Genomic DNA, 24,559 nt, shown 5'->3' on the forward strand with positions numbered 1-24,559 from the left:
CCCGGTGCGGGGCCGGTGATCCCCGCTGCCTGAGGCGACGTCAGGTCAGGGCGGCCCGCCGGGGAGCGCCGGACGAGTGCGCACGGGGTCAGCGCTCCAGGACCAGCGCCTGGCCCTGGCCCACGCCGATGCACAGCGCGGCCAGGCCCGTGCCCGAACCCGCCGCCGCGAGCTGATGGGCGACCGAACCCGTCAGCCGGGCGCCGGAACAGCCCAGGGGGTGACCGATGGCGATCGCTCCGCCGCGCCGGTTGACGATGCCGGGGTCCAGGCCCGGCCACTCCGCGAAGCAGCCCAGGGCCTGCGCGGCGAAGGCCTCGTTGAGCTCGACGTGGGTCAGGTCCGCGAACGTCCGGCCCGCCTTGGCGAGCGCCCGGCGCACGGCCTCGACCGGGCCCAGGCCGTAGAGGTCCGGCTCGATCCCGGTGACCGCCGACGCCCGCACCCGGGCCAGCGGCTCGCGGCCGGTCGCCCGCAAGCCCTCCTCGTCACACAGCAGCAGCGCGGCGGCGCCGTCGTTGAGGGGCGAGGAGTTGCCCGCCGTGACCGTGCCGCCGGCCTTCCGGAAGGCGGGCTTCAGCGCGGCGAGCGCCTCCGGCGAGGTGGCGTCGCGAATGCACTCGTCCCGTGCGAGGGTCACCCCGGGCAGGGGCACCACCTCCGCTTCGTATGCGCCGTCCTGCCACGCCCGCGCGGCCTTCTCGTGGCTCGCGAACGCGAACGCGTCCTGCTGCTCCCGGGTGATGCCGTGCTTGTCGGCGATCAGCTCGGCGCCCTCGCCCAGGGAGACCGTCCAGCGCGGTTCCATGGCCGGGTTGGTCATCCGCCAGCCCAGCGTCGTCGAGTACAGCTCCTGATGCCCGGCGGGGAAGGCCCGCGCCGGCTTGGGCAGTACCCACGGCGCCCGGCTCATCGACTCCACGCCGCCCGCGACCACCACGGACGCGTCGCCGAGGGCGATGGCCCGGTACGCCTGCACGACCGCCTCCATGCCGGAGGCGCACAGCCGGTTGACGGTCGCGCCGGGCACGGACACGGGGAGCCCGGCCAGGAGCACGGCCATGCGGGCCACATTGCGGTTCTCCTCACCGGCGCCGTTGGCGTTGCCGAAGACCACGTCGTCGATGCGGGCCGGGTCCAGCCCGGGCGACCGGTCGGCCAGGGCCCGCAGGACGTGCGCGGCGAGGTCGTCGGGGCGCACCGGCGCGAGGGCGCCGCCGTACTTGCCGACCGGGGTGCGGACGGCATCGACGATGTACACATCCCGGATGCGGTCGTTCATGGGGTCTCCGTAAACGTTCGGGGCGGGTGGGACGGTCATGTGCGCGCGAGTCTCGGCCGGGTGCCGGGCGCTGTCAATGGGGTGCCCACGGGCCCGGCGTGGGGATTTGAGAGAGTGGAGGCATGAGCGCAGCGCACACCTCTTCGCGGCACGTGGTGGTCATCGGTGGTGGGATCTCCGGGCTGGCGGCGGCCCACCGGCTGCTGGAGGGCGGTGCGCGCGTGACGGTCCTGGAGGGCTCGGACCGTCTCGGCGGCAAGCTGCACGCCGGTGAGATCGCGGGCGTCCCCGTGGACCTGGGTGCCGAGGCGATGCTCGCGCGCCGGCCGGAGGCCGTGGAGCTGGCCCGCGCGGTCGGTCTCGGCGACCGGCTGCAGCCGCCGGCCACCGCCGCGGCGGGCATCTGGACGCGCGGCGGCCTGCGGCCGATGCCCAAGGGACACATGATGGGCGTGCCCGGTGATCTCGGCCCGCTGGCCGCGTCCGGAGTGCTCTCGGACGAGGGCGTCGCCCGGGTCGCCCGGGACGGCGAACTGCCGCGCACCGAGATCGGCGACGATGTCGCGATCGGTGAGTACGTGGCCGGGCGGATGGGCCGCGAGGTGGTGGACCGGCTGGTGGAGCCCCTGCTCGGCGGCGTCTACGCGGGCGACCCGTACCGCATCTCGATGCGCGCGGCGGTCCCCCAGCTCTACGACGCCGCCCGCACGCACCACTCGTTGATCGAGGGCGTACGGGAGATCCAGGCGCGTGCCGCCGGGCGGCAGCAGACCGGGCCGGTCTTCATGGGGATCGACGGCGGCATCGGGCGGCTGCCGCTCGCGGTCGCGGACGCGGTGCGCGCGGCGGGCGGGGAGATCCGCACCCACGCGCGCGTGCAGGAGCTCGTACGCGGCACCGACGGCTGGCGGCTCGTCGTCGACGGGCGGACGCTGACTGCGGACGCCGTCGTCGTCGCCGTCCCCGCCGGGCCCGCCTCCCGTCTCCTGGCCCCCTCCGCCCGCGCCGCCGCCACGGAGCTCGCCGCGGTGGAGTACGCCTCCATGGCCCTGGTGACCCTCGCCTTCCGCCGCCGCGACGTCGAGGGGCTGCCGGCCGGCAGCGGCTTCCTCGTGCCGCCCGTCGACGGGCACAAGATCAAGGCATCCACCTTCGCCACCCAAAAATGGGGCTGGATCGCGGACGCGGACCCCGGCGTCTTCGTCCTGCGTACCTCGATCGGGCGGTTCGAGGACGAGGGCGATCTGGAGCGCGAGGACTCCGATCTGGTGGAAATGTCACTCAAGGACCTCGGCGAGGCCGTGGGTCTCGCCGCGTCGCCCCTGGAGAGCACCGTCACCCGCTGGCACGACGGGCTGCCGCAGTACGCCGTCGGCCACCTCGGCCGCGTCGCCCGCATCCGCGAGCACGTCGCCCGCCTCCCCGGGCTGCGGGTCTGCGGCGCCGCCTACGACGGCGTGGGCATCCCGGCCTGCGTTTCCAGCGGCCGGCGGGCCGCCGACGAGGTTCTCGCGACCCTGGCTCCGAGCGGCGGGGGCACCGGGGGAGAATAGGACCATGACTGACGCGCAGAAGACCCCGAACGCCGGCAAGAAGGCCAAGGACCTCAACGAGGTCGTCCGCTACACCCTCTGGTCGGTGTTCAAGCTGCGCGACGTGCTGCCGCAGGACCGCGCCGGCTACGCCGACGAGGTCGAGGAGCTCTTCGCCCAGCTCGCCGAGAAGGACGTCACGGTCCGCGGCACGTATGACCTGTCGGGTCTGCGGGCCGATGCCGACGTGATGATCTGGTGGCACTCCGAGACCCCGGACGCCCTCCAGGACGCGTACAACCTCTTCCGCCGCACGAAGCTCGGCCGCGCGCTGGAGCCGGTGTGGTCGAACATGGCGCTGCACCGCCCCGCCGAGTTCAACAAGTCGCACATCCCGGCGTTCCTCGCGGACGAGACGCCGCGCGACTACGTCAGCGTGTACCCCTTCGTGCGCTCGTACGACTGGTACCTGCTGCCGGACGAGGACCGCCGTCGCATGCTCGCGGACCACGGCAAGATGGCGCGCGGCTACCCGGACGTGCGGGCCAACACGGTCGCGTCGTTCTCGCTGGGCGACTACGAGTGGATCCTGGCCTTCGAGGCGAATGATCTTTACCGCATCGTCGACCTGATGCGTCACCTGCGCGCGTCCGAGGCGCGGATGCATGTGCGGGAAGAGGTGCCGTTCTATACGGGGCGCCGGAAGGCTGTGGCCGAGCTGGTGGCCGGGCTCGCCTGAGGTCTGCCCGGCGTTCGAGGCGTGCTTCAGGCCGTCGCGCGGGGCTGGGGGCGGGGTGAGCAGTAGGCGCGGCGGGAGGGGAGTTCGCCGGCGAGGAGGTAGGACTCCAGGTAGTTGTTGACGCAGGCGTTGGGTCCGCCGCCGATGCCGTGCGTGCCCGCGCCCCGCTCGGTGACCAGCACCGAGCGTGCGAGCCGGCGCTGCAGCTCCACCGCGCCCTTGTACGGCGTGGCGGCGTCCCGCTCGGCGGCCAGCAGGAGGGTGGGCGGCAGGCCGGAGTGCTTGCCCACCCTGACGTCGAGCGGCCGCTGGCGGGGGCCCTGCCAGAACGCGCACGGCAGGTTCATGAAGGCGTTGCTCCACGTCTCGAACGGGGCCCGCCGGGCGAGCCTGTCGTTGTCGCGGTCCCATGTCTCCCACGAGCGCGGCCAGGACGCGTCATTGCACTCGACGGTCGTGTAGACGGCGTTCTCGTTCTCGGCGTCCCGTGCGGAGCCCGCGTCGGGCGCGGCCAGTGCGATCAGCGGTTTGTCGTCGCCGCGCAGGTACGCCGCGAGCGCGCGGGCGTCCCGTGCCCAGTGGCTGTCGGAGTAGCCGGCCTTGAGGAAGGCGCCCTGCATCTGGCCCGGTCCGACCGTGCCGCCGGCCGGCTGCTTCTTCAGGCGCCGGCTCGCCTTCTCGTACGAGGCCAGCACCTCCTGGGGGTTGCGGCCCAGGTGGTAGACGGCGTTGTGCCGGGCCACCCAGCGCCGCCAGTCGGCCCAGCGCCGCTCGAAGGCCGCCGACTGGTCGAGGTTGTTGCCGTACCAGACCTTGCGCGGGTCGGGGTTGACGATGCTGTCGAAGACCATGCGGCGCACGTGCGTGGGGAAGAGCTCGGCGTACAGGGCGCCGAAGTAGGTGCCGTAGGACGCGCCCACGTAGGTCAGCTTCTTCTCGCCGAGCGCCGCCCGCAGGACGTCGAGGTCCCGGGCGTTGTTGAGGCTGGTGAAGTGGCGCAGGGCGCTGCCGTTTTTGCGGGCGCAGCCCCGTGCGTAGGCGCGGGCCTTCGCCAGCTGCCGCTTCTTGTACGCGGCCGTGGGGTGCTGCGGGGCCTGGGTCGGGCCCTTGACGAAGCCGGCCGCGTCCACGCAGGAAAGCGGTGCGGAGCGGCCCACGCCGCGCGGGGCGTAGCCGATCAGGTCGTAGGCGTCGGCGACGTTGCGCCACTGGGGGAGGCCGGCGAGCAGGGGATAGAACATGCCGTTGCCGCCCGGCCCGCCGGGGTTGAAGACGATCGAGCCCTGCCGCGCCGTGCCTCCGCCGGCGGCGTGGGCACGGCTGACGGTGAGGCGGATGTGCTTTCCGCCGGGGTGCGCGTAGTCCAGCGGTACGGAGACGGTGCCGCACTCCACGGGGTCGGGCAGGCCCTCGACGGCGGGGCAGTCGCCGAAGTCGATGCCCTTGGCGGCGGCCCGCTGGGCCGCCAGGGCAACGCCGCGCGCCTCGGCGCGGCCGGGATCCAGGGCGTGGGCCGGAGTTGCGGGGAGGCCGGTGAGTCCGGTGAGGATCAAAGATCCGATGGTTCCGTACAGGGCTGCTGCTCTCACTGGGCCCTATCCCTTCAATATGCAATGCGGCAAAAGGGATAATTAGGCCATCGGTTGGTGAAGTAAAGCACCGGGGCGCGATGTCGGATGTGAAGCGCCCGAACGCGTCAGCGCCCCGCCCGCAGGGGGTGCCGCGAGGCCTCGCGCGTTTCAGCGGGCGGACGAATGGGTTGGTTCCCGCGCTTCTGCGGCAATATGGCGAGTGGGGGTGATGGGCGTGGGCGACCGGCCGGAATCGAAGAGGAGTGCGGGCGGGAAGCGTTACGACCGCGAAAGGCTCTTTCTGCCTCCCGACGACGACCTCGCGCCGAACCGGCCCGGGGAGACCCTGCGCGCGCGGCTCGACATGTCCCGCAACGGCCGCTTCGCGCTGATGCTCGCCCGGCTCCTGGGCCGCCGGCCCGTGGAGGACCGCTGGCGCGGGGCGCTGGCGGCGGAGCAGCTCGTCGGGGCGGCGCTGGACGGGCTGACGGCGGGTGGCTGGGAGGTGGTGCACTCGATCGTCCTGCCGGGGGACGCGGTGATCTCCCACCTGCTGATCGGCCCGGGCGGCGTCTTCTGCGTCGAGGCCGAGCAGGCCCGCGGGACGCGGGTGGAGGTGGGCGGCGACGTGGCGGCCGGTGCGCGGGAGCGGTGGCCTTGTCCCTACGTCCGCCGGGCCCGGCAGAGCGCGGCGCGGTCCTCGCTCGTCCTCTCGCACGGCTGCGGCTTCCTGGTGCAGGCGCGCCCGGTCCTGGTGCTCGTCGGCGCCGCGGACGTGGAGGTGGCGGCCTCGGTGGAGGACGTGCGGGTGCTGCGGGAGCGGGAGGTGCCCGGGCTCGGGGCGCTGGGCGGCGTGCTCCGCCCCGACCGGGTGGAGCGGATCCACACCGTGGCGCGCGACCGGCGCGTCTGGCTGCGGGCCTGAGGGCCGGGAGCCGGCGCTAGCGGGGGCGGGGCGCGCCGCCGGGCTGCAGCAGCTGCCGCAGCAGCGCCTCGTCCTCGCCGGTCAGGCCCTCGGCGAAGCGGGTCAGTACGACCTCCCGGTCGGTGCGGCCGTCGAGGATCTTGTGCATCCGGCGGGCGGCGAGCCCGGCCTCGTCGGTGAGCGGCGCGTAGGCGTAGGCGCGGCCGCGGGGGGTGCGGGTGAGCACCTCCTTGCCGTGCAGGCGGCTGAGGATGGTCACCACCGTGCTGTAGGTCAGCTCGCCCGGGAGCGTGTCCTGGACCTCGCGTGGGGTCAGTGGGGCGCCCGCCCGCTGCAGTGCGGCGAGTACCTCGCCCTCCAGGGCTCCGCTCGCCCGGCGCCGGCCCTGGCGCACGACGGCGGTGGGTGTGGCCGCTCCCATGTATTCGACGTTCCTTCTGCTGGGCTTGCTGATTTTCTGTTTACCTCTACAGAAGTGTAAAGGATTCCACCGGTTCCCGACGCGCTGACGGATCGTCAGATTCCGGTTGTGGCAGACTCACGGGATATCGGGTGGTAGGTGCAGCGACAGGCGTTCGGACGGGATCGGGTCAGGTCAACCGGTGGTAGATAAGCAACGAATAAGGGCATTCGCCCGCAAATACTCTGCCCCGGCCCATGGCCGCCGACGGCGGGACGCGCCCCGCCGCACCCTGGTGCACCGCCTGCGCCCCGCCTACCCGCGTCCCGGGCGGACCGGCCCCCGCCGCTGGATACCCTCCTGGCGCCAGACGCTCGGACTCCTCGGCACCCTCACCGGCGCGCTCGCCGCTCTCATCGCGATCCTGTACGCGCGTACCGAGATACCCGACGACCTCAACGCCTTCGCCACCCAGCAGGACAACGTCTACTACTGGGCCGACGGCTCCGAGATGGCCCGCACGGGACCGGTCGACCGGCAGGACGCGGCCCTCGACAAGATCCCCGAGAAGGTGCGCTGGGCGGCCCTCGCCGCCGAGAACGAGACCTTCTACTCCGACAGCGGCGTCTCGCCCAGCGGCATGATGCGCGCCGTCTCCAGGATGGTCAGCGGCGGCAACACCCAGGGCGGCTCCACCATCACCCAGCAGTACGTGAAGAACGCCTACCTCAACCAGCAGCAGACCTTCAGCCGCAAGATGACCGAGATGTTCATCGCCATCAAGCTCGACAACAGGATGAGCAAGGAGGACATCCTGCAGGGCTATCTCAACACCAGCTGGTACGGGCGCGGCAGCTACGGCATCCAGCGCGCCGCCCACGCCTACTACGGCAAGGACGTCTCCCAGCTCGACGCGAGCGAAGGGGCCCTCCTCGCCGCCCTCCTCAAGGGCGCCGCCCTGTACGACCCGGCGGTCAGCGCCAAGAACCACGAGCGCGCCGTCGAGCGGTGGAACTGGATCCTCGACCGCATGGTCGCCATCGGCAGGCTGTCGCCCGGGGAGCGGGCCACGTACAAGAAGTTCCCCGAACCGAAGGCCCCGCCCAAGCCCGCCGGGCTGAACGGGCAGACCGGCTACCTCGTCGAGACCGCCCGCGCCTACGTCAGCGCCCACACCGACGTCTCCGACGCCGACTTCGACCTCGGCGGCTACCAGGTCCGCACCACCTTCGAGAAGCCCCGGGTCCAGGCGCTCGCCAAGGCCGTCGCCGACGTACGGGAGGGGCTCGAGCCCGGCAGTCGCGAGGCCGACAAGAACGTCCGCGTGGGCGCCGCCTCCGTCACCACCGACGGGCGGATCGTCGCCCTCTACGGCGGCCCCGACTACCTCAAGCAGGGCTTCAACGACGCCAACTCCACCGTCGTCCCCGCGGGCACCGCCTTCGGCCCCTTCGTCTACGCCGCCGCCCTGCGCGACGGCATCCAGCGCGAACGCGGCGGCCCCCGCACACCCGTGACCCCGGCCACCGTCTACAACGGCGACGACAAGGTGGCCGTACGCACGCCCGAAGGCCCGTACTGGGACCGTTCCGGGAAGATCGTGAAGGCGGTCAACGACGGCAACAGGTCCTGGGGGAGGATTCCGCTCAAGGAAGCGGTCGCGCAGTCCGTCAACTCCCCGATCATGCAGCTGGGCATGGACGTGGGCCTCGAGCGGGTGCGCACGGCGGCGGTCCAGACCGGCCTGCTCGCCGAGAGCATGGGCACCCAGGTGCCCGCCTTCTCCCTCGGCACCAGCACCCCCAGCCCCATCCGCATGGCCGGCGCCTACGCCACCTTCGCCGCCAAGGGCATGCACAACGAGCCGTACTCCGTCGACCGGCTCACCCGCAACGGCGACGCCGTCGCCGTCGAGAAGCCCCTGGCCGCGCGCGCCCTGCCCGCGAACGTGGCGGGCGCCGTGGACGACGCGCTGCACGAGGCCGTCCGGCGCGGCACCGGCACGGCGGCGAAGGCCGCCGGGGCCGACGCGGCGGGCAAGACCGGCACCGGGCCGGGCAACAAGTCCGCGTGGTTCGCCGGCTACCGCGGCACCACGTCCACCGCCGTGTCGCTCTTCCGCATCGACCCCGCCTCGCAGGAACTGCTCCCCCTGGACGGGGTGGGCGGCGCCGCGAAGCCGGCGACCGGGAGCACGTACCCGATCGACATCTGGACGCGGTACATGAGCCGCGCGGGGAAGTGACACCCGCGGGCCCGCCCCCGGCGGGTCCGCGGGGCTGCTCGGCGTAAGGCCCTTACTTGATGAAGGTCTTCCAGTCCGGCGCCTGCGCCGGATCCAGGCCCCGCAGCTTCGCCAGTACCTTCGGGTCCTGGGCGTCCAGCCAGTCGGCCACCTGCCGGAAGGAGACGCACCGCACCCCGTCCCGGCGGCAGACGCTCTTCATGACGTCCTCCATGGCCTTCATGTAGATGCCCCCGTTCCAGTCCTCGAAGTGGTTGCCTATGAACAGCGGCGCACGGCTGCCGTTGTAGACCCGCTCGAAGCCGTTCAGGTATCCCTCACGGGTGAGCCTCTGCCACTCGGCACGCTTGGCGGGGTCGCCGTTGGTGTTGTCACCGGACTGGTTGTAGAGGAAGTTGAAGTCCATGGACAGGACCTGGCGCTCGCTCTGGGGATACGGCAGCAACTGCAGCGGGAAGTTCCAGATGCCGTCGATCTTCGAGGGCCAGAGCTGGAAGTCGCCCGGCGAGCTGGCGTCGTAGCGCCAGCCCAGGGACTTCGCCGCCGGTATCAGGGTCTTCTGCCCCTCCAGGCACGGGGCACGGCCGCCCACGAGCTCCTTCTTGTAGTCGAAGGGCAGCGGGTCGACGTCCTTGAAGCCGGTGTTCGTCTTCCAGTTCTGCACGAACGAATAGGCCTGGTCGATCTCCTTCTTCCACTCGTCCGTGGTCCAGTCGCCGCCCCCGCCCTTGCCGCAGAAGTGGCCGTTGAAGTGCGTGCCTATCTCGTTGCCCTCCAGCCACGCGCCGCGCAGCTGCTCCAGGGTGTCCTTGATGTGCGCGTCGGAGGTGAAGTCGATGGCTGCTTCGCCCGCCTTGTGCCGGGGCGGCTCGTACTGCTTCCGGTCCGCCTTCGGCAGCAGGTATATGCCCGTCAGGAAGTACGTCATCTGGGCGTTGTTCTGCCGGGCGACCTCACGGAAGTGGGAGAAGAGCCTGTCGTCGTTCTCCAGCGCTCCGTCCCAGGAGAAGACGACGAACTGCGGCGGCTTCTCGCCCGGCTTCAGCTTCTCCGGCTTGGCCAGCTTCGGCTGCGGGCCGGTGTAGGACGTCGAACCGTCCCCCAGGACGTGGACCTTGCCGTCCCACTTCTCCTCCGCCGGCTTCCTGTCACCGTCCGCCCCGCCCTCCGGTCGTGCGGAGGCGGTGGCCGCGGCACTGCCGCGGTCGTCCCCGCCGGAGCCACCGCGTGTCAGCCCGGCGACGAGCGCCGCCACCACGCACACGGAGCCCAGAGCCGTCGCCACGTACGGAGACTTCCTCGCGCCGTACAGAGCCTTCTTCGACAACTTCGTACTCCCTGACGCCAGTACACGTGTTCATGCGCCAGTATCACAGGCGAGTGTGACAGCTCCGTATCAACGGATGATCCGCGACAACTGTGAACGAACCGGGCGCAATCTCAGTAAAACCGGCGTCCCGCACCACCGGCAGTCCGCTCGCCGTCAGCTCCGCCCACCGCTCCGGCGCCGCGGTCCGTACCGACAGCGCGAAACCGTCCTCCCGCCAGGCCGCGCGCGCCGCCCCGTCCAGGGCCCACCACGCCAGCTGGGCCCCGTGCCCGGCCTGTGCCATGGCCTTGCCCGCCGACATCTCCAGCTCCGGGTTGAGCCACAGCACCGGCCGTGCGGGATCCGGCGCGGCCGGCGGCTCCGGGTCGTCCAGATCCGTGCCCGACACCTGCAGCTTGACCAGCTCCTTGGGCCAGCCGTCCAGCGGTACGGGCGGGAACACCCGCACCTGGGCGCCGTCCCCCTCCACCGTGATGCCCGGCAGCACCGACGCCTTGCGCCACTCCGCGCCCCGCGCCCGGCGCACCACCTTGCGGATCCGGGCGTCCTGCCAGTCCGCCACGGCCCGCGCCCACTCGCCGTCCTCCGCGGTCGCCCGCTCGTCCGACAGCAGCGCCAATACCGCGCGCGCCGCCGCCTGAAGGGCGTCCGTACGCGCCGGGGGAGCCGTCTTCTCGATCCGCACCACGAGCGGCAGGACGAACTGCGGTGCCTCGTCGCGGCGGTCCTCGGGGGTGTCAGTGCTGGTCACGCCCCCAGTCTGCCAGCCGTTCCGATGCGCTCCGCCGCCCGCTACCGTGGGGCGCATGATGCTGAGGGGGGTGGGGCGCCGCTACGCACTCGGCGGCCCCTGGGTGCTGCGCGACGTCGACCTGGACGTTGCGCCGGGTGCGCTGCTGCGGATCGAGGGCACCAACGGCAGCGGCAAGTCCACGCTGCTGCGCATCCTCGCGGGCATCGACGCGCCCAGCGCGGGCCGCGTCACGGGCCGGCCGCGCACCGCGTACGTCCCCGAGCGCTTCCCCGCGGCCCTGCCCTTCACGGCGGCCGGCTACCTCACCGCGATGGGCCGTGTCCACGGCCTGGGCCGAGCCGCCGCCGGCCGGGCCGCCCGCGAGTGGCTGGACCGGTTCGGCGCCGGCCACCTCGCCCGTACGCGCCTGTCGGAGCTGTCCAAGGGCAGCAGCCAGAAGGTGGCCGTGGCCCAGGGCCTGCTCGCCGCGCCCGGCCTGCTCGTTCTCGACGAGGCCTGGACCGGTCTGGACCCCGCGTCGCGCACGGTGCTGGACGAAGCCGTCACCGAGCGCGCCGCCGCCGGAGGGACGGTCGTCTTCGTCGACCATGACCCGCACCGGCTGGCGGGCGCGCCGGACGCCGTCTTCCGCGTACAGGAGGGACGGCTGGCGCCGGTGCCCGGCCCCGGCCCCGCGCCCCGTGCGGCGGGACGGGCCCGCACGCGCGTCCGCGTCGACGCGGAGGGCCCGGCGGGCGCGGAGCTGCCCGGCGCGCTGCCCGGCGACCCGGTCCGCGAAGCGGCCCCCGGCGGGCGGTCCGCCGCCGTCCGGCTGACCGTCGACGCCGCGCACTCCGACGCGCTGCTGCGCGCCCTTCTGACCGGCGAGCCGCCCTGGCACATCCGGGCCGTGACGGCCCTGACGACCGGGGCGGCGGCGCCCGGGAAGGAGCACGACCGATGACCGCTCTGCTGCGGTACCAGGCCGCGCTGCTGCTGCGCTCGCACCGGTGGCTGCCACCGCTCCTGCTGTACGGCGTCTTCATGGCCGTCGGCGTGCGGGCGGGGCAGCCGGTACTGGACTCCTTCGGCTACGCCGCCGCCGCGCTGCTGCCCGTGACCGCCTGGCTGGTGCGGATCTGCGTCACCAACGAGCCGCCGTCCGCGCGGGACTGCGCCGCCGCGGCCGCCGGGCCGTGGCGGGTGCACCTCGCGGCGCTGCTGACCGCGCTGCTCGCCTCCGCCGCGCTCGGCACCGCCGCGACCGCAGTCGTCGCCTTGATCAGCGACCCGCGCAGCGCCGACCGCCAGATCGCCGTGTCCCTGGGGCCCGCGGCCCTGGCGGGCCTGGTGGCGGCCGTCACCTGCGCGCTGCTCGGCACGGCCGTGGGCGCCCTGTGCAACCGGCCGCTGCTGCGCAGCACCGCCTGGGCCGTGCCCTGCACCGCGCTCGCCGCGCTCCTGGTGGTGTTCGCCGCGGTGTCGCCCGCGTACGCCGCCGTGACGGGACTGGTCACCGGTTCCCTCAGCGGGACCGTCCACGTGCCGCTGCTGCCGCTGGCGGCGGCGGCCGCCTGCGCCGGTGGCGCCGCCGCCGTGGCCTGCGCCGTCAGCACGCGCCGGGGATGAGGCACAGGCCCGGCGTGAGGCATGGGCCTCGGCGTGAGGCGCGGGCCCTGGTCACGGGGCGGGCGGGTCAGGCGAAGAGCCCACCGCCCGGGGCCGACGCCTGGCACCGCTCCACGAACGCCGCCGCCGCCCCCGTCAGGTCCACCCGTGAGAACGCCGTCTGCTCGCGCCGCCACGGCGGGTCGACGGCCACCGCCACCGCACCGGCCGTCGCATGGGCGATGTGTACGGGCGCCGCGACGATCCCCACCCCGGCCGCCGCCATCCGCACGGCCGTGGACGAATGCTGGGTCTCCACGGCCGTCACCGGCGTGAAGCCGTTCTGCTCGCAGACCCAGTCCAGCCACCGCCGCCCCTGAACCCGCGGTTCGAGCGAACAGCGCACCCACGCCCTTCCGGCCAACTCCGCTACCTGCACCGGTCCCGGACGTTCCGTCAGCGGATCCCCGGCCGAGGTGATCAGTACGATCTCCTCCTCGCCCAGGGACACCACCGGCCCGGGCCAGCCCTCCGGCCGGGGCCCGATCGCGAGGTCGGCGACGCCGCGCTCCATGTGCTCGCGCAGCTCCTCGGTGGTGGTGTACTCGTGCAGGTGCAGGCGGACGCCGGGGAACTCCCGCCGCCAGCGGGCGAACACCGGCGGGAGCACGCCGACCGCGAGGGCGTGCAGCGTCGCCACGTGCAGTTCGCCGCCCTCGGCCCCGGTGGCGGCCTTCGCCGCGCGGCGGGCCCGGCCGGCGCTGCGGACGGCGAGTTCGGCGTGCGGCAGGAAGGCGCGGCCCATGGGGGTGAGCCCGACGCCGCGCGTCAGGCGCTCCAGCAGTGGCCCGCCGACGGAGCGTTCCAGCGCCTTGATCTGGTGCGAGAGCGCGGACTGGGTGACGTCGAGGGTCTGGGCGGCCCGGCTGAAGGACTGCTCCTCGACGACCGCGACCAGGTATTCCATCTGCCGCAGGCTCATTACCCCTCCCATGAGGAGTCGTCATGGATCCGATCGAAAACTTGCGTTGGACTCATCATCCCTGGCAGAGGGAGGGTGAAGTCATGCATGAGACAGATGTCATCGTTATCGGAGGCGGCACCGGCGGTTACAGCACCGCGCTGCGCGCTGCCGCCCTCGGCCTCGACGTCGTCCTCGCGGAGCGCGATCTGGTGGGCGGTACGTGCCTGCACCGCGGCTGCATACCGAGCAAGGCCATGCTGCACGCGGCCGAGCTGGTGGACGGCATCGCGGAGGCGCGCGAGCGGTGGGGCGTGAAGGCGACGCTCGACTCCATCGACTGGCCGGCCCTGACCGCCACCCGTGACGACATCGTCTCCCGCAACCACCGCGGGGTGGAGGGGCATCTGGCGCACGCGGGCGTCCGCGTGGTGCGCGGTTCCGCGTCGCTGACGGGTACCCGTACGGTCCGTATCGACTCCGGCGCCGAGGCGGGTGCGCAGTGGCGGGCCCGGCGCGGGATCGTCCTGGCCACCGGTTCGCGGCCGCGCACGCCGCCGGGCCTGGAGCCGGACGGCGACCGCGTCGTCACCAGCGACGACGCCCTGTTCGCGCCGGGCCTGCCGGGCGCGGTGCTGGTCCTGGGCGGCGGGGCGATCGGTGTCGAGTACGCCTCGCTGCACCGCTCCATGGGCGCCGAGGTGACCCTGGTGGAGGCCGCCGACCGGCTGCTGCCGCTGGAGGACGCCGACGTGAGCCGCTACCTGACGCGCGGCCTGAAGAAGCGTGGCATCGACGTGCGGACGGGCGCCCGGCTGGCGGAGGTGACGCGTCCGGACGCCGGGGGCGTGCGCGCCGCCGTCCGCACCGCGCGCGGTGAGCTCCGTGAACTGCGCGCGGACCGGCTGCTGGTGGCCGTGGGCCGGGTCCCGGTCACCGACGGCCTGGGCCTCGCGGCGGCAGGCCTCGCCCCGGACGCGCGCGGTTTCCTCGCTCCCGCCGACTGGGCGCGGCTGGAGACGGCCGTACCGGGCATCCACGTAGTCGGCGACCTGCTGCCGCCGCCCTCTTTGGGGCTGGCCCACGCCTCGTTCGCCGAAGGCCTGACGGTTGCCGAGACCCTCGCGGGCCGCACGCCCTCCCCGGTCGACTACGCGGCCGTGCCCAAGGTCACCTACTCCAGCCCGCAGACCGCCTCCGTCGGGCTGTCGGAGGCCGGGGCACGCGAGCGGGGCTACGGGGTCCGGGTCGGCTCGATGCCGCTGACGGCCGTCGCCAAGGGCATGGTGCACGGGCAGGGCGGCCTGGTGAAGGTGGTCGCGGAGGAGGGCGGCGGCCGGCTGCTGGGCGTGCACCTGGTGGGCCCGCACGTCTCGGAGATGATCGCGGAGAGCCAGCTGGCCGTCGGCTGGGAGGCCGAGGCGGCCGACGTGGCGCATCACATCCACCCGCACCCGACGCTGTCGGAGGCGGTCGGCGAGGTGATGCTGTCACTGGCCGGGCGGGGCCTGCACCAGCAGTGAGCCATGGCAGTGAGCCATGACAGGTGAGCCGTAAAAGCGTTCGACGCGCATGATGCGGTGGCCTACGGTGCCGGAGCCGTCCATCTGAAGGGGCTTCATGACCGAGCTGGTCGTCCGCGCGCTCACCGAGCACGACACCGTGCTCTTCACCTCCTTGTCCGGTCCCGCCCTCGTCGGCCGTGCCGCGTTCGGCCACAGCTATGTGCCTGTCCATGAGGGCGGCGAGTACCGCCCCGACTGGACCTGGGTGGCGCTGCGCGAGGGCACCGTCGTCGCCCGCGCCGCCTGGTGGGGCGGTCCTGACGACGCGTCACCCAAGGTCCTCGACTGGTTCGACTTCGCCGACGGCGAGCAGGAGGCCGCCGCCCGGCTGCTGCGGACCGCGCCGTTCCGCACGGAGTACAGCCTGCTGGCGCCGCCCGGGTGGCGCCGGCAGCCGGACGTACGGGCCGCCGTCGAGGCCCGTCTCGCGGCGGCAGCGGCCGGTGGGCTGGAGCCGCTGGTCGAGCGCTACCGCTACGAGTGGACGCCCGGGTGCGGGCTGCCGGAGCGGCCCGGTCGGCTGGTGTTCCGGCCGGAGCCCGACGACACGGTCGTACGGGATGTCATCCGCCGCACGATGGACGGCACCCTGGACGCGCACGACCGCAAGAACATCGCCGAGCACGGCCTGGAGGCGGCCCTCGACGATGCCCTCGACTTCCTCCAGTGGCTTCCCTCACCCCGCGCGTGGTGGAAACTCGCCTGCACGCCCGAGGGGGAGCCGGTCGGCATCCAGGTGCCCGCACGCAACCCCACCGGGCCGTGCGTCGGCTACATCGGCGTGGTCCCCGAGCAGCGCGGACACGGCTACGCCCACGACCTGCTCGTGGAGTGCACCCACGACCTGGTGGCCGAGGGCGCCACCCGGATCGCCGCCGCGACCGACCAGGGCAACTTCCCGATGGCCGCCAACTTCGCCAAGGCCGGCTACCCCATCAGCCAGGAACGCATCGACCTCGTGCCGTAGCCGGGGCTCCGCCCCCCGGTTCCGCCGCCCGCTTACGGGCAGGATCGGGAGCGGGGAGGATTCCTCTCGTCGAGAGGAGCCGACGTGCTGTTCGAGGTGTGGGCACCACGGGCCCGGCAGACCGCGCTGTGGGCGGACGGGCGCACGTACGCCATGGAAACCGACCCGGCCCGCCCCGGCTGGTGGCGGTACGAGGCGCCGGCGACGGACGGCACCCGCTACGGCTTCGCCCTGGACGGCGGACCCGTGCTGCCCGACCCGCGCTCGCGCCGCCTGCCGGACGGCCCGGACGGGCCCGGCGCCGTCGTCGACTTCTCCCGCTTCACCTGGCGGCACGACTGGCCGGGCCGCCCGCTGCCGGGCGCGGTGCTGTACGAGCTGCACATCGGCACCTGCACCCGTGAGGGCACCTTCGACGCCGCCGCCCGAAGGCTCCCCCACCTGGCGGAGCTGGGGGTCACGCACGTGGAGCTGATGCCGGTCTGCCCCTTCCCGGGCCGGCACGGCTGGGGGTACGACGGCGTGGCGCCCTGGGCCGTGCACGAACCCTACGGCGGGCCCGCCGGGCTGCGGCGCTTGGTGGACGCGGCACACGGGCTGGGCCTGGGCGTCGTCCTGGACGTGGTGCACAACCACCTCGGGCCGTCGGGCAACCACCTGCCCGCCTACGGCCCGTACTTCACCGACACCCACCACACGCCGTGGGGAGCGGCCGTCAACCTCGACGCACCCGGGTCGGCCGAGGTACGCGCGTATCTGACGGGCAGTGCGCTGGCCTGGCTGCGCGACTACCGGCTCGACGGGCTGCGGCTGGATGCCGTGCACGCCCTGGCCGACACCGGGCCGAAGCACTTCCTGGCGGAGCTGTCGGCCGCCGTCGACGCCCTGGCCGCACGACTGGGACGGCCGCTCTTCCTCATCGCCGAGTCCGACCGGAACGACCCCGCCACCATCACCCCCCGCCAGGCCGGCGGCCTGGGCCTGCACGCACAGTGGAACGACGACTTCCACCACGCCCTGCACACCGCCCTGACCGGGGAGTCCGCCGGGTACTACGCCGACTTCGCCGCCGACCCGGCCCACGCCCTGGCCAAGACACTGCGGGGCGGCTTCTTCCACGACGGCACATACTCCTCCTTCCGCGCCCGCCGCCACGGCCGCCCCCTCGACCCCGCCACCACGCCCGCGTACCGGCTCCTCGGCTACGCCCAGACCCACGACCAGGTCGGCAACCGCGCCCTGGGCGACCGGCCCTCGTCCCGTCTCTCCACCGGCCTGCTGGCCTGCGCCGCCACCCTCGTGCTGTGCGCACCCTTCACACCGATGCTGTTCATGGGCGAGGAGTGGGGTGCCCGCACCCCCTGGCAGTACTTCACCGACCACACGGACCCGCAGCTGGCCGAGGCCGTACGCGCCGGGCGGCGGCGGGAGTTCGCCGCGCACGGCTGGCAGGCCGAGGAGATCCCGGACCCCCAGGACCCGGCGACGAGGGAGAGGTCCTGCCTGGACTGGACGGAACCGGAGCGTGCCCCGCACTCCGCGCTGCTCGACTGGTACCGGCGGCTGATCGCCCTGCGGCACGCGGAGCCGGCACTCACCGACCCGCGGTGGACCTACGGCGCGCTCTCGGCCACCGGCCAGGGCACGGTCTGCTTCCGGCGCGGCCCGCTGCTGGTCGCCGTCAACCTCGGCGGCCGGCCCGCGGCCGTACCCCTGGGCCCCGGCCCGGCCTGCGAGGAGGTGCGGGCCGCCTGGCAGCCGGTGGACCTGCCCGGCGAGGACGGAGTCCTGACGCTCCCCGCGGAATCGGCCGCCGTCCTGCGGTGCGGGGGCCGGTTGCACCCGCCCGCGACCGGGGGGACGCTGGAAGAGGCGTGACCACGTGGCCGCTCCTTCGCGAGCGCGGGTCCGAAGCGCCGGGTGCGGCACGCCGCGCTGCGCCGAGGGAGTGAGGGCCATGCGCACACTTCTGCGGGCCCGGATGGACACCCGCGCGGGGAACGAGGCGTTCCGGAACGGCTCGTTGTCGAAGATCATCGAGGGGCTGGTGGCACAGCTCCAGCCGGAGGCCGCCTACTTCACCGCACTCGACGGCGGCCGCACCTGCCTCATGGTCTTCGACCTGGAGGACCCCTCACAGATACCCGCCACCTGCGAGCAGCTCTTCCTGGAGCTGGAGGCCGAGATCGAGCTGCACCCGGTGATGAACCTGGACGACGTGAAGAAGGGCCTCGCCGCCGTGAAGTAGGGATTCCTGAAGCAGGGATCCGTGAAGCAGGGCTCCGGGCGGCGGCTCAGCCCGCGTCCGGCTCCAGGCGCAAGGAGATGGAGTTGATGCAGTAGCGCTGGTCCGTGGGCGTGGGATAGCCCTCGCCCTCGAAAACGTGGCCCAGGTGCGAGCCGCAGCGGGCGCAGCGCACCTCGGTGCGGGCCATGCCGTACGAGCGGTCCTCGACGAGCTCGACGGCGGAGCTGTCCCTGGGATCGAAGAAGCTCGGCCAGCCGCAGTGGCTCTCGAACTTCTCGGTGGACCGGAACAGCTCCGCGCCGCAGGCACGGCAGGCATAGACGCCGGCCGTCTTCGTGTCGGTGTACTCGCCGCGGAAGGCGGGCTCGGTGCCGGCCCGGCGCAGTACCTCGTACTCCGCCGGGGTCAGCTCCGCGCGCCACTGCTCGTCCGTCTTCTCGACCTCGTATGCCATGTCGCACGCCTTTCGGGATTACGGCCCTGCGTTCTGGCCGGTGTCAGCTCTCCAGGCGGGCCAGGATCTTCGGACCGAGGTCCGTGACGTCGCCTGCGCCCATGGTCAGAACGAGATCGCCGGACCGTGCCATTCCCGCGACGACGTCCGGGATCGCGGCCATGTCGTGCTCGCCCCGCACCTCGGCGCCGCTGTCCTTCGCCGCGTCGATGATCAGGGCGCTGGTGATGCCCGGGACCGGGTCCTCGCGGGCCGGGTAGATGTCCAGGACCACGGAGGCGTCGGCCAGGGCGAGGGCCTGGCCCATCTCCGTACCGAGCTCCTGGGTGCGGCTGAAGAGGTGCGGCTGGAAGACCACCAGGACCCGGGAGCCGGCGGCCGCGCCCCGGATGGCCTCCAGGTCGGCGGTCATCTCGGTGGGGTGGTGGGCGTAGGAGTCGATGACCTGGACCCCGGCGGCCTCGCCCTTGAGCTGCAGGCGGCGCTTGACGCCGGTGTACTTGCCGAGGGCGGAGGCCAGATTGTGCACGGGGATGCCCAGCGCGACGCCCGCGGCCAGGGCGGCCACGGCGTTGAGCGCGTAGTGGCGGCCGGGGACGGAGACGGCGAAGGTGAGCATCTTGCCGCCCAGCAGGACGGTGACCTCGCTGGCCAGGCCGCGCGGGTTGACCTTCAGGACGCGGACGTCCGCTTCCTCGGCCTCGCCGTAGGTGACGACCTCGATGTCGTGGCGTCCGGAGATCCGCTCCGTCAGCTCCCGGGCGCCGGCCTGGTCGGCGGAGACGACGAGCGTGCCGCCGGGGCGGATCCGGCCGACGAACGTCTCGAAGGAGTCGTAGATCTCCTCCATCGACGCGTAGTTCGCGTGGTGGTCCAGCTCCACGTTGAGAATGATCGCGACCTCGGGCGCGTACTTGTGGAAGCTGCGGTCGCTCTCGTCCGCCTCGGCGACGAAGATCTCGCCGCCGCCGTGCCGGGCGTTGGAGCCGGGGCCGTCCAGGTCGCCGCCGATGGCGTACGAGGGGCCGAGGCCGAGGGCGTCGAGGGAGACGGCGAGCATGGACGTCGTGGTCGTCTTGCCGTGGGTGCCGGCGACGGCGATCGGGCGCAGCCCGTCCATCAGGCGGGCGAGCGCGTCCGAGCGGTGGACGACGGGGATGCCGCGCTCGGCGGCGGCGGCCAGCTCGGGGTTGTCGGCGCGGATGGCGCTGGAGACGACGACGCAGCTGGCGTCCTCGGCGAGGTGGCCGGCCGCGTGCCCGATGTGGACGGTCGCCCCGAGCTCGCGCAGGGCCTCGGCCGTCGCGGACTCCTTGGCGTCGCTGCCGGCGACGGCCGCGCCGCGCTGGGCGAGGATCTTCGCGATGCCCGACATGCCGGCGCCGCCGATGCCGATGAAGTGCGGTCGGTCCATCGTCGTGGGGACGGCCGGTGCCATGTGCGGTGCTCCCTGGGGGTTGTCCAAAGGCAGGTACCTGTTTACGCCCCTGATTGTTGCACCCGCCGCCGACAGCCCGGTCCGCGCCCGTCACACCGGACGGATCAGCCCCGCCGCCAGCCCCGCCGCGACGGCCGCGGTGCGGCTGTCGACGCCGGGCTTGCCGTAGATGTGCACGAGGTGCGTCTTGACCGTGGCCTCGCTGATGAAGAGGCGGCGGGAGATCTGCCGGTCGGCCGGCCCTTCGGCCGGCCCTTTGGCCGGCAGGCCCAGGATCTCGCTCTCGTGCGGCGACAGGGCGGGCCGGCCGCCATGACCGATCCGCTGAACGGCCCGCTGAACGGCCCGCTGAACGGCCCGCTGAACGGCTTGCTGAACCGCCCGCCCTCCGGGCCCGCCGCAGGCCCCGGCCCCGCCCTGTCGCTCCGGTCCGTCACCCTCACCTACCCCGACGGCGACCGCAGGCCCACCGCCCTGGACGAGGTGTCCCTGTCCGTGGCCCCCCGGCGAGCTGGTGGCGGTCGTGGGCCGTCCGGGGCCGGGAAGTCGAGCCTGCCGGCGGTGAAGCACTTGCGGGGCGGCCGGATGGGGTACCGCCCCTGCCGTTCGGGCCATGGGGGAGTGCCGCCGCGCGGACGCGCGCCGCGGAGCTGCTGGAGTCGGCCGGGCTGGACGGGGCGAAGCGGCGCCGCCGCCCGCGCCAGTCGTCGGGCGGCGAGCGGCAGCGCGTGAACATCGCCCGTGCGCTGTCCGGTGGTCCGTCGGTGCTGCTGGTGGACGAGCCGGCCTCGGCGTTGGACCACGAGCGCGGCGAGCGGGTCGTGGAACTGCCGGCCGACGTCACCCGGCGGCACCGGACGGCGACGGTGCTGGTCACCCACGACCGGCGGCTGCTGGGCCGCGCGGACCGGGTGCTGGTGATGAGCGACGGCCGGCTGGGCGCCGGCCCGGCTCACTCCCCGACCGCCTCCCCGGCCGGCTCCTCGTCGTTGTGGGCGTAGAGCTTGAGGACGGGCACGCCGACCTTGTGGCGGGCGCGTGAGGCCCAGTCGCGGTGGAAGAACTCCTCGACCAGGTGCGGGGCGGTCAACACGATCACCTCGTCGGCATGGGTCTGCTCGACGACGGACCGCAGCAGGTCCAGCGGATGCTTGTCGATGATCTGGCCGACGGCCTCGCAGCCCGCTGCCCGCAGGCTCTGGAGGGAGTGCTCCAGAGCGAGGGCGGCGGGCCGCAGGGCCTCCTCGCCCTCGGGCTCGTCGGCCTCGTGGACAGCCTGCTCCAGCTCGCCGAGAGCCACGTCGTCGATCGCGCGCAGCAGCCGGTCCTCGTCCCCGCGGGGACGCATGAGGACCACGAAGGACATGTCGTCGTCGTGAAGGGTCGTGACGAAGTCGACATCCGCGGCGGACAGCGGCTGCTCGATCATCAATACGCTCGTGAACACGGTCAGGGCCCTTCTCCTACGTGGGCCACCGGGCCCAACAGAAACCATCCTGCGCGTGCTCCCCATGAGCCCGCCTGTTTTGATCCTGTGCCCTCGGGGGAGCGTCTGACTCAATTCTGCCCAGCAGAAGCGAACCGGAACGGCAAATTCCGCCGATTGTCAGATCCTTCGGTAGCGGGTGAAGAGAAACCCGCCGTCCTCCAGCACGGAACCGAGAGCGAACCGTTCCGGCACCGCCAGCGGCGGACCCGCCATGATCCGCGGTGCCGCGCCCGTGGCGACCACCGGAGCCAGCGACAGGCACATCTCGTCCAGTACCCGGGCCGAGGCGAACTGTCCCAGCAGCCGGGGCCCGCCCTCCGTGAGCAGCCGCCTCAGCCCCCGCGCGGCCAGCACCTCCGGTACCCGGGCGGCCTCCACCCCGGGCCCCTCCCCGGCCACGATCACCTCGGCGCCCGCAGCGCGCGCCGCGGCCACCCGCTCCGCAGGCGCGTCCCCGCCCGTCAGCACGACCGTCGGCACGAGCGGCGAGGTGAAGAGGGGGAGTGAGAAGTCCAGGTCGAGCCCCGCGCTCACCACGGCCATGGCGGGCGCGGGCTGCTGCCCGAGCGCCGCGCGGCGCGCCGCGAAGGCCTCACGGGCCCGCGCGGGCCGGTAGCCCTCCTGCCGTACGGTCTCGGCCCCCACCACCACCGCGTCGGCGAGCCCCCGCAGGGTGCCGAAGATCCGCATGTCGGCGGCTGAGGACAGCGGCTGCGAGCGCCCCTCGTGGTGGGCGGCGCCGTCGAGCGAGGAGACCATGTTGGCCCGCAGCCACGCCCCCCCGCCGCCGGCGCCGGTGACCGCCTCCGGGTAGGCGTAGAGGTCTGCGAGCTCGTCCAGCCCCCATTCGCGGTCTTCGAGGTCGGAGGGGCTCAGCGGAGAGGGGAACAGGCGTCGCATAGGCCGCAGTGTGACATGGCTCGCCCCGCGCGCGACGGCCTCCTCCCGCTTCCCGGGCTACGCTGGACAGCTGTGTCGTCCTCCACCGCATCACCGTCCGTCGCCGCAGGCTCCGCCGCCCCCGCTCCCATGCCCGGGCAGGGCGAAGCCGTGCGGCAGCCCCTCGCGCTCACCTCGCGCGCCCCGCACGTACCGGCCGACCGCCTGGTCGCCGAGATGGTGCCCCCGCCGCGGTTCGGCTCGGTGCAGTTCGACAACTACATCCCGGACCCGAACCAGCCCAGCCAGGCCGAGGCCGTCACGGTCCTCAGCGGCTTCGCAGCCGGGCTCGGCGGCGAAAACGCGAGCGGCGCCGGCCGCAGGCGCTGGTTCCGGCGCGAGGCCGGGCCCGCCGCCCCCACCGGCCCCCGCGGCGTCTACCTCGACGGCGGCTACGGCGTCGGCAAGACCCACCTGCTGGCCTCCCTCTGGCACGCCACCGCGGCCCCGCCCGAACGGAAGGCCTTCGGCACGTTCGTCGAGCTGACCAACCTCGTCGGCGCACTGGGCTTCCAGCAGACCGTTCAGACGCTCAGCGGCCACAAACTCCTGTGCATCGACGAGTTCGAGCTGGACGACCCGGGGGACACGGTGCTCGTGTCCACCCTGCTGGGCAAGCTGGTCGACGCGGGCGTGGCCCTGGCCGCCACCTCCAACACGCTGCCCGGCAAGCTCGGCGAGGGCCGGTTCGCCGCCGCCGACTTCCTGCGGGAGATCCAGGGCCTGTCCGCCCACTTCCGCCCGCTGCGCATCGACGGCGAGGACTACCGCCACCGCGGCCTGCCGCAGGCCCCGGCCCCGTACGACGACGCCACCGTCGAGCGTGCGGCGCACGCGACCGAGGGCGCCTCGCTCGACGCCTTCCCCGCCCTGCTGGACCACCTCTCCAAGGTCCATCCCAGCCGCTACGGCGCCATGTGCGACGGCGTCCGCGCCGTGTGCCTGACAGGTGTCGAGCCGGTGCCGGACCAGTCGACGGCGCTGCGGCTGGTGGTGCTCGCCGACCGGCTGTACGACCGCGAGGTGCCGGTGCTGGCGGCGGGGCGGCCCTTCGACGAGCTCTTCAGCGAGGAGATGCTGAACGGCGGCTACCGCAAGAAGTACTTCCGGGCCATCTCCCGCCTGACGGCGCTGGCGCGCGACGCGAAGTCTCTGGTTGCGGTGTAGGGGCTTGAGCCCGTCCGGGGGCGGAGCCCCCGGTGAGGGGAAGGGGCGGGGCCGGGGGAAGAATCGGCTCATGCCCCGACCCTCGCGCGCCGCACTCACCGCGGCCCTCCTGTGCTGCGCCCTGACCGCCTGCGGCGGCAGCGGAACGGCCAAGTCCAAATCCACCGGACCGGCGAGCCCCAAGGCTTCCGCCCCGGCCCCGGCCCCGTCCGTAACCCCCGTCCCCACCCTCCCGCCCGGCCCCGGCGGCACCACCCCCGTCTTCTCGCACGGCAGGCGGGACGGCGGCAAAAGGGTGGCGCTCACCTTCGACGCCGACATGACGGCCGAACAGGGCCCGCGCGCGGCACGCGGCGAGCACTTCGACAACCCCGCGCTGATCGAGACCCTGCGCCGGCTGAAGATCCCCGCGACGGTCTTCATGACCGGCAAGTGGGCCGAGCAGTACCCGGACCAGGCCAAGTCCATCGGCACCGACCCGCTCTTCGAGGTCGCCGACCACTCCTACAGCCACCACGCCTTCTCGACGCCCTGCTACGGCCTGCCGACCGTCCCGCGCGGTGAGGCCCGCGCCGATGTGGAGCGCGCCTTCACGTCCTTCCGCCGCGCCGGGGTCGAGCGGATCGTCCCCTACTTCCGCTTCCCCGGTGGCTGCCACAACGACGCCGTCCTGCGGGAGCTCGCCCCGGCGAAGGTGACGGCCGTGCAGTGGGACGTCATAAGCGGCGACGCCTTCGCCAAGCAGGCCGCTCCCGTGGCCACCCAGGTCCTCTCGCAGGTCAAGCCCGGCTCGGTCGTGGTGATGCACTGCACGCGCAGCGCGGCGCCCACCACGGAGGAGGCGGTGAGGCGGATCGTGCCGGAACTGCGCGCGAAGGGGTACGAGTTCGTGCGGGTCTCGGACCTGATCGCACCATGAGCCCGTCCGGCGCTTGAGGAGGCAGCACAACCAGCCCGTCCGGCGCT

24 protein-coding genes and 1 pseudogene are annotated in these 24,559 nt (G+C 73.4%); 14 read left to right on the forward strand and 11 right to left on the reverse strand.

What is annotated here, in order from left to right; translation table 11 throughout:
* Positions 1 to 88: 88 nt before the first annotated feature.
* On the reverse strand, positions 89 to 1,282 hold the full coding sequence (locus AB0F13_RS04660) for a thiolase family protein (RefSeq protein ID WP_362075121.1): 1,194 nt from the start codon (positions 1,280 to 1,282) through the stop codon (positions 89 to 91).
* A gap of 122 nt (positions 1,283 to 1,404) precedes the next feature.
* On the opposite strand from AB0F13_RS04660, the gene hemG reads away from it, so the two are divergent.
* On the forward strand, positions 1,405 to 2,835 hold the full coding sequence (gene hemG, locus AB0F13_RS04665) for a protoporphyrinogen oxidase (protein ID WP_362075124.1): 1,431 nt from the start codon (positions 1,405 to 1,407) through the stop codon (positions 2,833 to 2,835).
* Positions 2,836 to 2,839: 4 nt separating this feature from the next.
* Positions 2,840 to 3,553: a hydrogen peroxide-dependent heme synthase gene (gene hemQ / locus AB0F13_RS04670; RefSeq protein WP_362075127.1), complete on the forward strand. Its 714-nt coding sequence runs from the start codon at positions 2,840 to 2,842 to the stop codon at positions 3,551 to 3,553.
* Between the two features lie 26 nt (positions 3,554 to 3,579).
* On the opposite strand, the gene AB0F13_RS04675 is transcribed toward hemQ, so the two are convergent.
* Positions 3,580 to 5,142 (reverse strand): alpha/beta hydrolase, encoded by a 1,563-nt coding sequence (locus tag AB0F13_RS04675; protein ID WP_362075130.1) that lies wholly within the window; start codon positions 5,140 to 5,142, stop codon positions 3,580 to 3,582.
* 217 nt (positions 5,143 to 5,359) lie between these two features.
* Between AB0F13_RS04675 and AB0F13_RS04680 the strand changes: the two genes are divergently transcribed.
* Complete coding sequence (locus AB0F13_RS04680) at positions 5,360 to 6,049, forward strand: nuclease-related domain-containing protein (protein ID WP_362075133.1); 690 nt, start codon at positions 5,360 to 5,362, stop codon at positions 6,047 to 6,049.
* Between the two features lie 16 nt (positions 6,050 to 6,065).
* On the opposite strand, the gene AB0F13_RS04685 is transcribed toward AB0F13_RS04680, so the two are convergent.
* A complete protein-coding gene (locus AB0F13_RS04685; protein WP_362075136.1) occupies positions 6,066 to 6,470 on the reverse strand; it encodes a BlaI/MecI/CopY family transcriptional regulator in 405 nt (134 codons plus the stop codon).
* A 274-nt stretch (positions 6,471 to 6,744) separates the two neighbouring features.
* Here AB0F13_RS04685 and AB0F13_RS04690 point away from each other — a divergent pair, with 274 nt between their 5' ends.
* A complete protein-coding gene (locus AB0F13_RS04690; protein WP_362075139.1) occupies positions 6,745 to 8,694 on the forward strand; it encodes a transglycosylase domain-containing protein in 1,950 nt (649 codons plus the stop codon).
* Positions 8,695 to 8,746: 52 nt separating this feature from the next.
* On the opposite strand, the gene AB0F13_RS04695 is transcribed toward AB0F13_RS04690, so the two are convergent.
* Together AB0F13_RS04695 and AB0F13_RS04700 are read right to left on the reverse strand one after the other, a co-directional pair.
* Positions 8,747 to 10,021 carry a hypothetical protein gene (locus tag AB0F13_RS04695; RefSeq protein WP_362075143.1) on the reverse strand — a complete coding sequence of 425 codons (1,275 nt, stop codon included), beginning with the start codon at positions 10,019 to 10,021 and terminating at the stop codon, positions 8,747 to 8,749.
* Positions 10,022 to 10,064: 43 nt separating this feature from the next.
* A complete protein-coding gene (locus AB0F13_RS04700) occupies positions 10,065 to 10,775 on the reverse strand; it encodes an aminoacyl-tRNA hydrolase (protein WP_362075146.1) in 711 nt (236 codons plus the stop codon).
* A gap of 55 nt (positions 10,776 to 10,830) precedes the next feature.
* Here AB0F13_RS04700 and AB0F13_RS04705 point away from each other — a divergent pair, with 55 nt between their 5' ends.
* Entirely contained in the window at positions 10,831 to 11,721 is an 891-nt protein-coding gene (locus AB0F13_RS04705; protein WP_362075149.1) for an ATP-binding cassette domain-containing protein, read from the forward strand.
* The gene (locus AB0F13_RS04710) at positions 11,718 to 12,386 is read left to right on the forward strand and encodes an ABC transporter (RefSeq protein WP_362075152.1); all 669 of its coding nucleotides are present in this window, start codon (positions 11,718 to 11,720) and stop codon (positions 12,384 to 12,386) included. Before AB0F13_RS04705 ends, AB0F13_RS04710 begins: the two co-directional genes overlap by 4 nt.
* Positions 12,387 to 12,453: 67 nt before the next feature.
* Here the strand turns inward: AB0F13_RS04710 and AB0F13_RS04715 are convergent, their stop codons facing one another.
* Positions 12,454 to 13,347: a LysR family transcriptional regulator gene (locus AB0F13_RS04715; RefSeq protein WP_362075155.1), complete on the reverse strand. Its 894-nt coding sequence runs from the start codon at positions 13,345 to 13,347 to the stop codon at positions 12,454 to 12,456.
* 83 nt (positions 13,348 to 13,430) lie between these two features.
* Here AB0F13_RS04715 and lpdA point away from each other — a divergent pair, with 83 nt between their 5' ends.
* The 4 genes from lpdA (at position 13,431) to AB0F13_RS04735 (ending at position 18,106) form a co-directional block, all read left to right on the forward strand.
* Positions 13,431 to 14,849, forward strand: coding sequence for a dihydrolipoyl dehydrogenase (lpdA, locus tag AB0F13_RS04720; protein WP_362075158.1), 1,419 nt, complete (start codon positions 13,431 to 13,433; stop codon positions 14,847 to 14,849).
* 97 nt (positions 14,850 to 14,946) lie between these two features.
* Entirely contained in the window at positions 14,947 to 15,858 is a 912-nt protein-coding gene (locus tag AB0F13_RS04725) for a GNAT family N-acetyltransferase (protein WP_362075161.1), read from the forward strand.
* 84 nt (positions 15,859 to 15,942) lie between these two features.
* Complete coding sequence (gene treZ / locus AB0F13_RS04730; protein ID WP_362075164.1) at positions 15,943 to 17,736, forward strand: malto-oligosyltrehalose trehalohydrolase; 1,794 nt, start codon at positions 15,943 to 15,945, stop codon at positions 17,734 to 17,736.
* Between the two features lie 79 nt (positions 17,737 to 17,815).
* Positions 17,816 to 18,106, forward strand: coding sequence for a hypothetical protein (locus AB0F13_RS04735; RefSeq protein ID WP_362075167.1), 291 nt, complete (start codon positions 17,816 to 17,818; stop codon positions 18,104 to 18,106).
* Positions 18,107 to 18,152: 46 nt separating this feature from the next.
* On the opposite strand, the gene msrB is transcribed toward AB0F13_RS04735, so the two are convergent.
* From msrB to AB0F13_RS04750, 3 genes are all read right to left on the reverse strand, one after another.
* Entirely contained in the window at positions 18,153 to 18,560 is a 408-nt protein-coding gene (msrB, locus tag AB0F13_RS04740; protein WP_362075170.1) for a peptide-methionine (R)-S-oxide reductase MsrB, read from the reverse strand.
* A gap of 43 nt (positions 18,561 to 18,603) precedes the next feature.
* Positions 18,604 to 19,998 carry a UDP-N-acetylmuramate--L-alanine ligase gene (gene murC, locus AB0F13_RS04745; RefSeq protein WP_362075173.1) on the reverse strand — a complete coding sequence of 465 codons (1,395 nt, stop codon included), beginning with the start codon at positions 19,996 to 19,998 and terminating at the stop codon, positions 18,604 to 18,606.
* 90 nt (positions 19,999 to 20,088) lie between these two features.
* Positions 20,089 to 20,613 (reverse strand): helix-turn-helix transcriptional regulator, encoded by a 525-nt coding sequence (locus AB0F13_RS04750; RefSeq protein WP_362075175.1) that lies wholly within the window; start codon positions 20,611 to 20,613, stop codon positions 20,089 to 20,091.
* Positions 20,614 to 20,666: 53 nt separating this feature from the next.
* Here AB0F13_RS04750 and AB0F13_RS04755 point away from each other — a divergent pair.
* Together AB0F13_RS04755 and AB0F13_RS04760 are read left to right on the forward strand one after the other, a co-directional pair.
* Positions 20,667 to 20,726 (forward strand): annotated as a pseudogene (locus AB0F13_RS04755) (hypothetical protein); the annotation flags it as partial.
* Positions 20,727 to 20,999 carry a hypothetical protein gene (locus AB0F13_RS04760; protein ID WP_362075178.1) on the forward strand — a complete coding sequence of 91 codons (273 nt, stop codon included), beginning with the start codon at positions 20,727 to 20,729 and terminating at the stop codon, positions 20,997 to 20,999.
* Here AB0F13_RS04760 and AB0F13_RS04765 read toward each other — a convergent pair.
* Both AB0F13_RS04765 and AB0F13_RS04770 read right to left on the reverse strand, forming a co-directional pair.
* Entirely contained in the window at positions 20,951 to 21,445 is a 495-nt protein-coding gene (locus AB0F13_RS04765) for an indole-3-glycerol phosphate synthase (RefSeq protein WP_362075181.1), read from the reverse strand. The two genes, AB0F13_RS04760 and AB0F13_RS04765, sit on opposite strands and share 49 nt — an antisense overlap.
* A 159-nt stretch (positions 21,446 to 21,604) precedes the next feature.
* Positions 21,605 to 22,387 carry a pyrimidine reductase family protein gene (locus AB0F13_RS04770; RefSeq protein ID WP_362075184.1) on the reverse strand — a complete coding sequence of 261 codons (783 nt, stop codon included), beginning with the start codon at positions 22,385 to 22,387 and terminating at the stop codon, positions 21,605 to 21,607.
* 129 nt (positions 22,388 to 22,516) lie between these two features.
* Here AB0F13_RS04770 and zapE point away from each other — a divergent pair, with 129 nt between their 5' ends.
* Positions 22,517 to 23,593 carry a cell division protein ZapE gene (zapE, locus tag AB0F13_RS04775; RefSeq protein WP_362076020.1) on the forward strand — a complete coding sequence of 359 codons (1,077 nt, stop codon included), beginning with the start codon at positions 22,517 to 22,519 and terminating at the stop codon, positions 23,591 to 23,593.
* Between the two features lie 70 nt (positions 23,594 to 23,663).
* Positions 23,664 to 24,512, forward strand: a complete 849-nt coding sequence (locus AB0F13_RS04780) for a polysaccharide deacetylase family protein (protein ID WP_362075187.1) — start codon at positions 23,664 to 23,666, stop codon at positions 24,510 to 24,512.
* Positions 24,513 to 24,559 lie beyond the last annotated feature (47 nt).

Source organism: Streptomyces sp. NPDC026206, assembly GCF_040638465.1.
Classification (GTDB): domain Bacteria; phylum Actinomycetota; class Actinomycetes; order Streptomycetales; family Streptomycetaceae; genus Streptomyces.

Coding starts and splice junctions, on each gene's coding strand:
- AB0F13_RS04660 (WP_362075121.1), bottom strand. CDS start 1,282: ATGAACGACCGCATCCGGGATGTGTACATCGTCGATGCCGTCCGCACC.
- hemG (WP_362075124.1), top strand. CDS start 1,405: ATGAGCGCAGCGCACACCTCTTCGCGGCACGTGGTGGTCATCGGTGGT.
- hemQ (WP_362075127.1), top strand. CDS start 2,840: ATGACTGACGCGCAGAAGACCCCGAACGCCGGCAAGAAGGCCAAGGAC.
- AB0F13_RS04685 (WP_362075136.1), bottom strand. CDS start 6,470: ATGGGAGCGGCCACACCCACCGCCGTCGTGCGCCAGGGCCGGCGCCGG.
- AB0F13_RS04705 (WP_362075149.1), top strand. CDS start 10,831: ATGATGCTGAGGGGGGTGGGGCGCCGCTACGCACTCGGCGGCCCCTGG.
- AB0F13_RS04710 (WP_362075152.1), top strand. CDS start 11,718: ATGACCGCTCTGCTGCGGTACCAGGCCGCGCTGCTGCTGCGCTCGCAC.
- AB0F13_RS04715 (WP_362075155.1), bottom strand. CDS start 13,347: ATGAGCCTGCGGCAGATGGAATACCTGGTCGCGGTCGTCGAGGAGCAG.
- lpdA (WP_362075158.1), top strand. CDS start 13,431: ATGCATGAGACAGATGTCATCGTTATCGGAGGCGGCACCGGCGGTTAC.
- AB0F13_RS04725 (WP_362075161.1), top strand. CDS start 14,947: ATGACCGAGCTGGTCGTCCGCGCGCTCACCGAGCACGACACCGTGCTC.
- AB0F13_RS04735 (WP_362075167.1), top strand. CDS start 17,816: ATGCGCACACTTCTGCGGGCCCGGATGGACACCCGCGCGGGGAACGAG.
- msrB (WP_362075170.1), bottom strand. CDS start 18,560: ATGGCATACGAGGTCGAGAAGACGGACGAGCAGTGGCGCGCGGAGCTG.
- murC (WP_362075173.1), bottom strand. CDS start 19,998: ATGGCACCGGCCGTCCCCACGACGATGGACCGACCGCACTTCATCGGC.
- AB0F13_RS04750 (WP_362075175.1), bottom strand. CDS start 20,613: ATGGCCCGAACGGCAGGGGCGGTACCCCATCCGGCCGCCCCGCAAGTG.
- AB0F13_RS04770 (WP_362075184.1), bottom strand. CDS start 22,387: ATGCGACGCCTGTTCCCCTCTCCGCTGAGCCCCTCCGACCTCGAAGAC.
- zapE (WP_362076020.1), top strand. CDS start 22,517: ATGCCCGGGCAGGGCGAAGCCGTGCGGCAGCCCCTCGCGCTCACCTCG.
- AB0F13_RS04780 (WP_362075187.1), top strand. CDS start 23,664: ATGCCCCGACCCTCGCGCGCCGCACTCACCGCGGCCCTCCTGTGCTGC.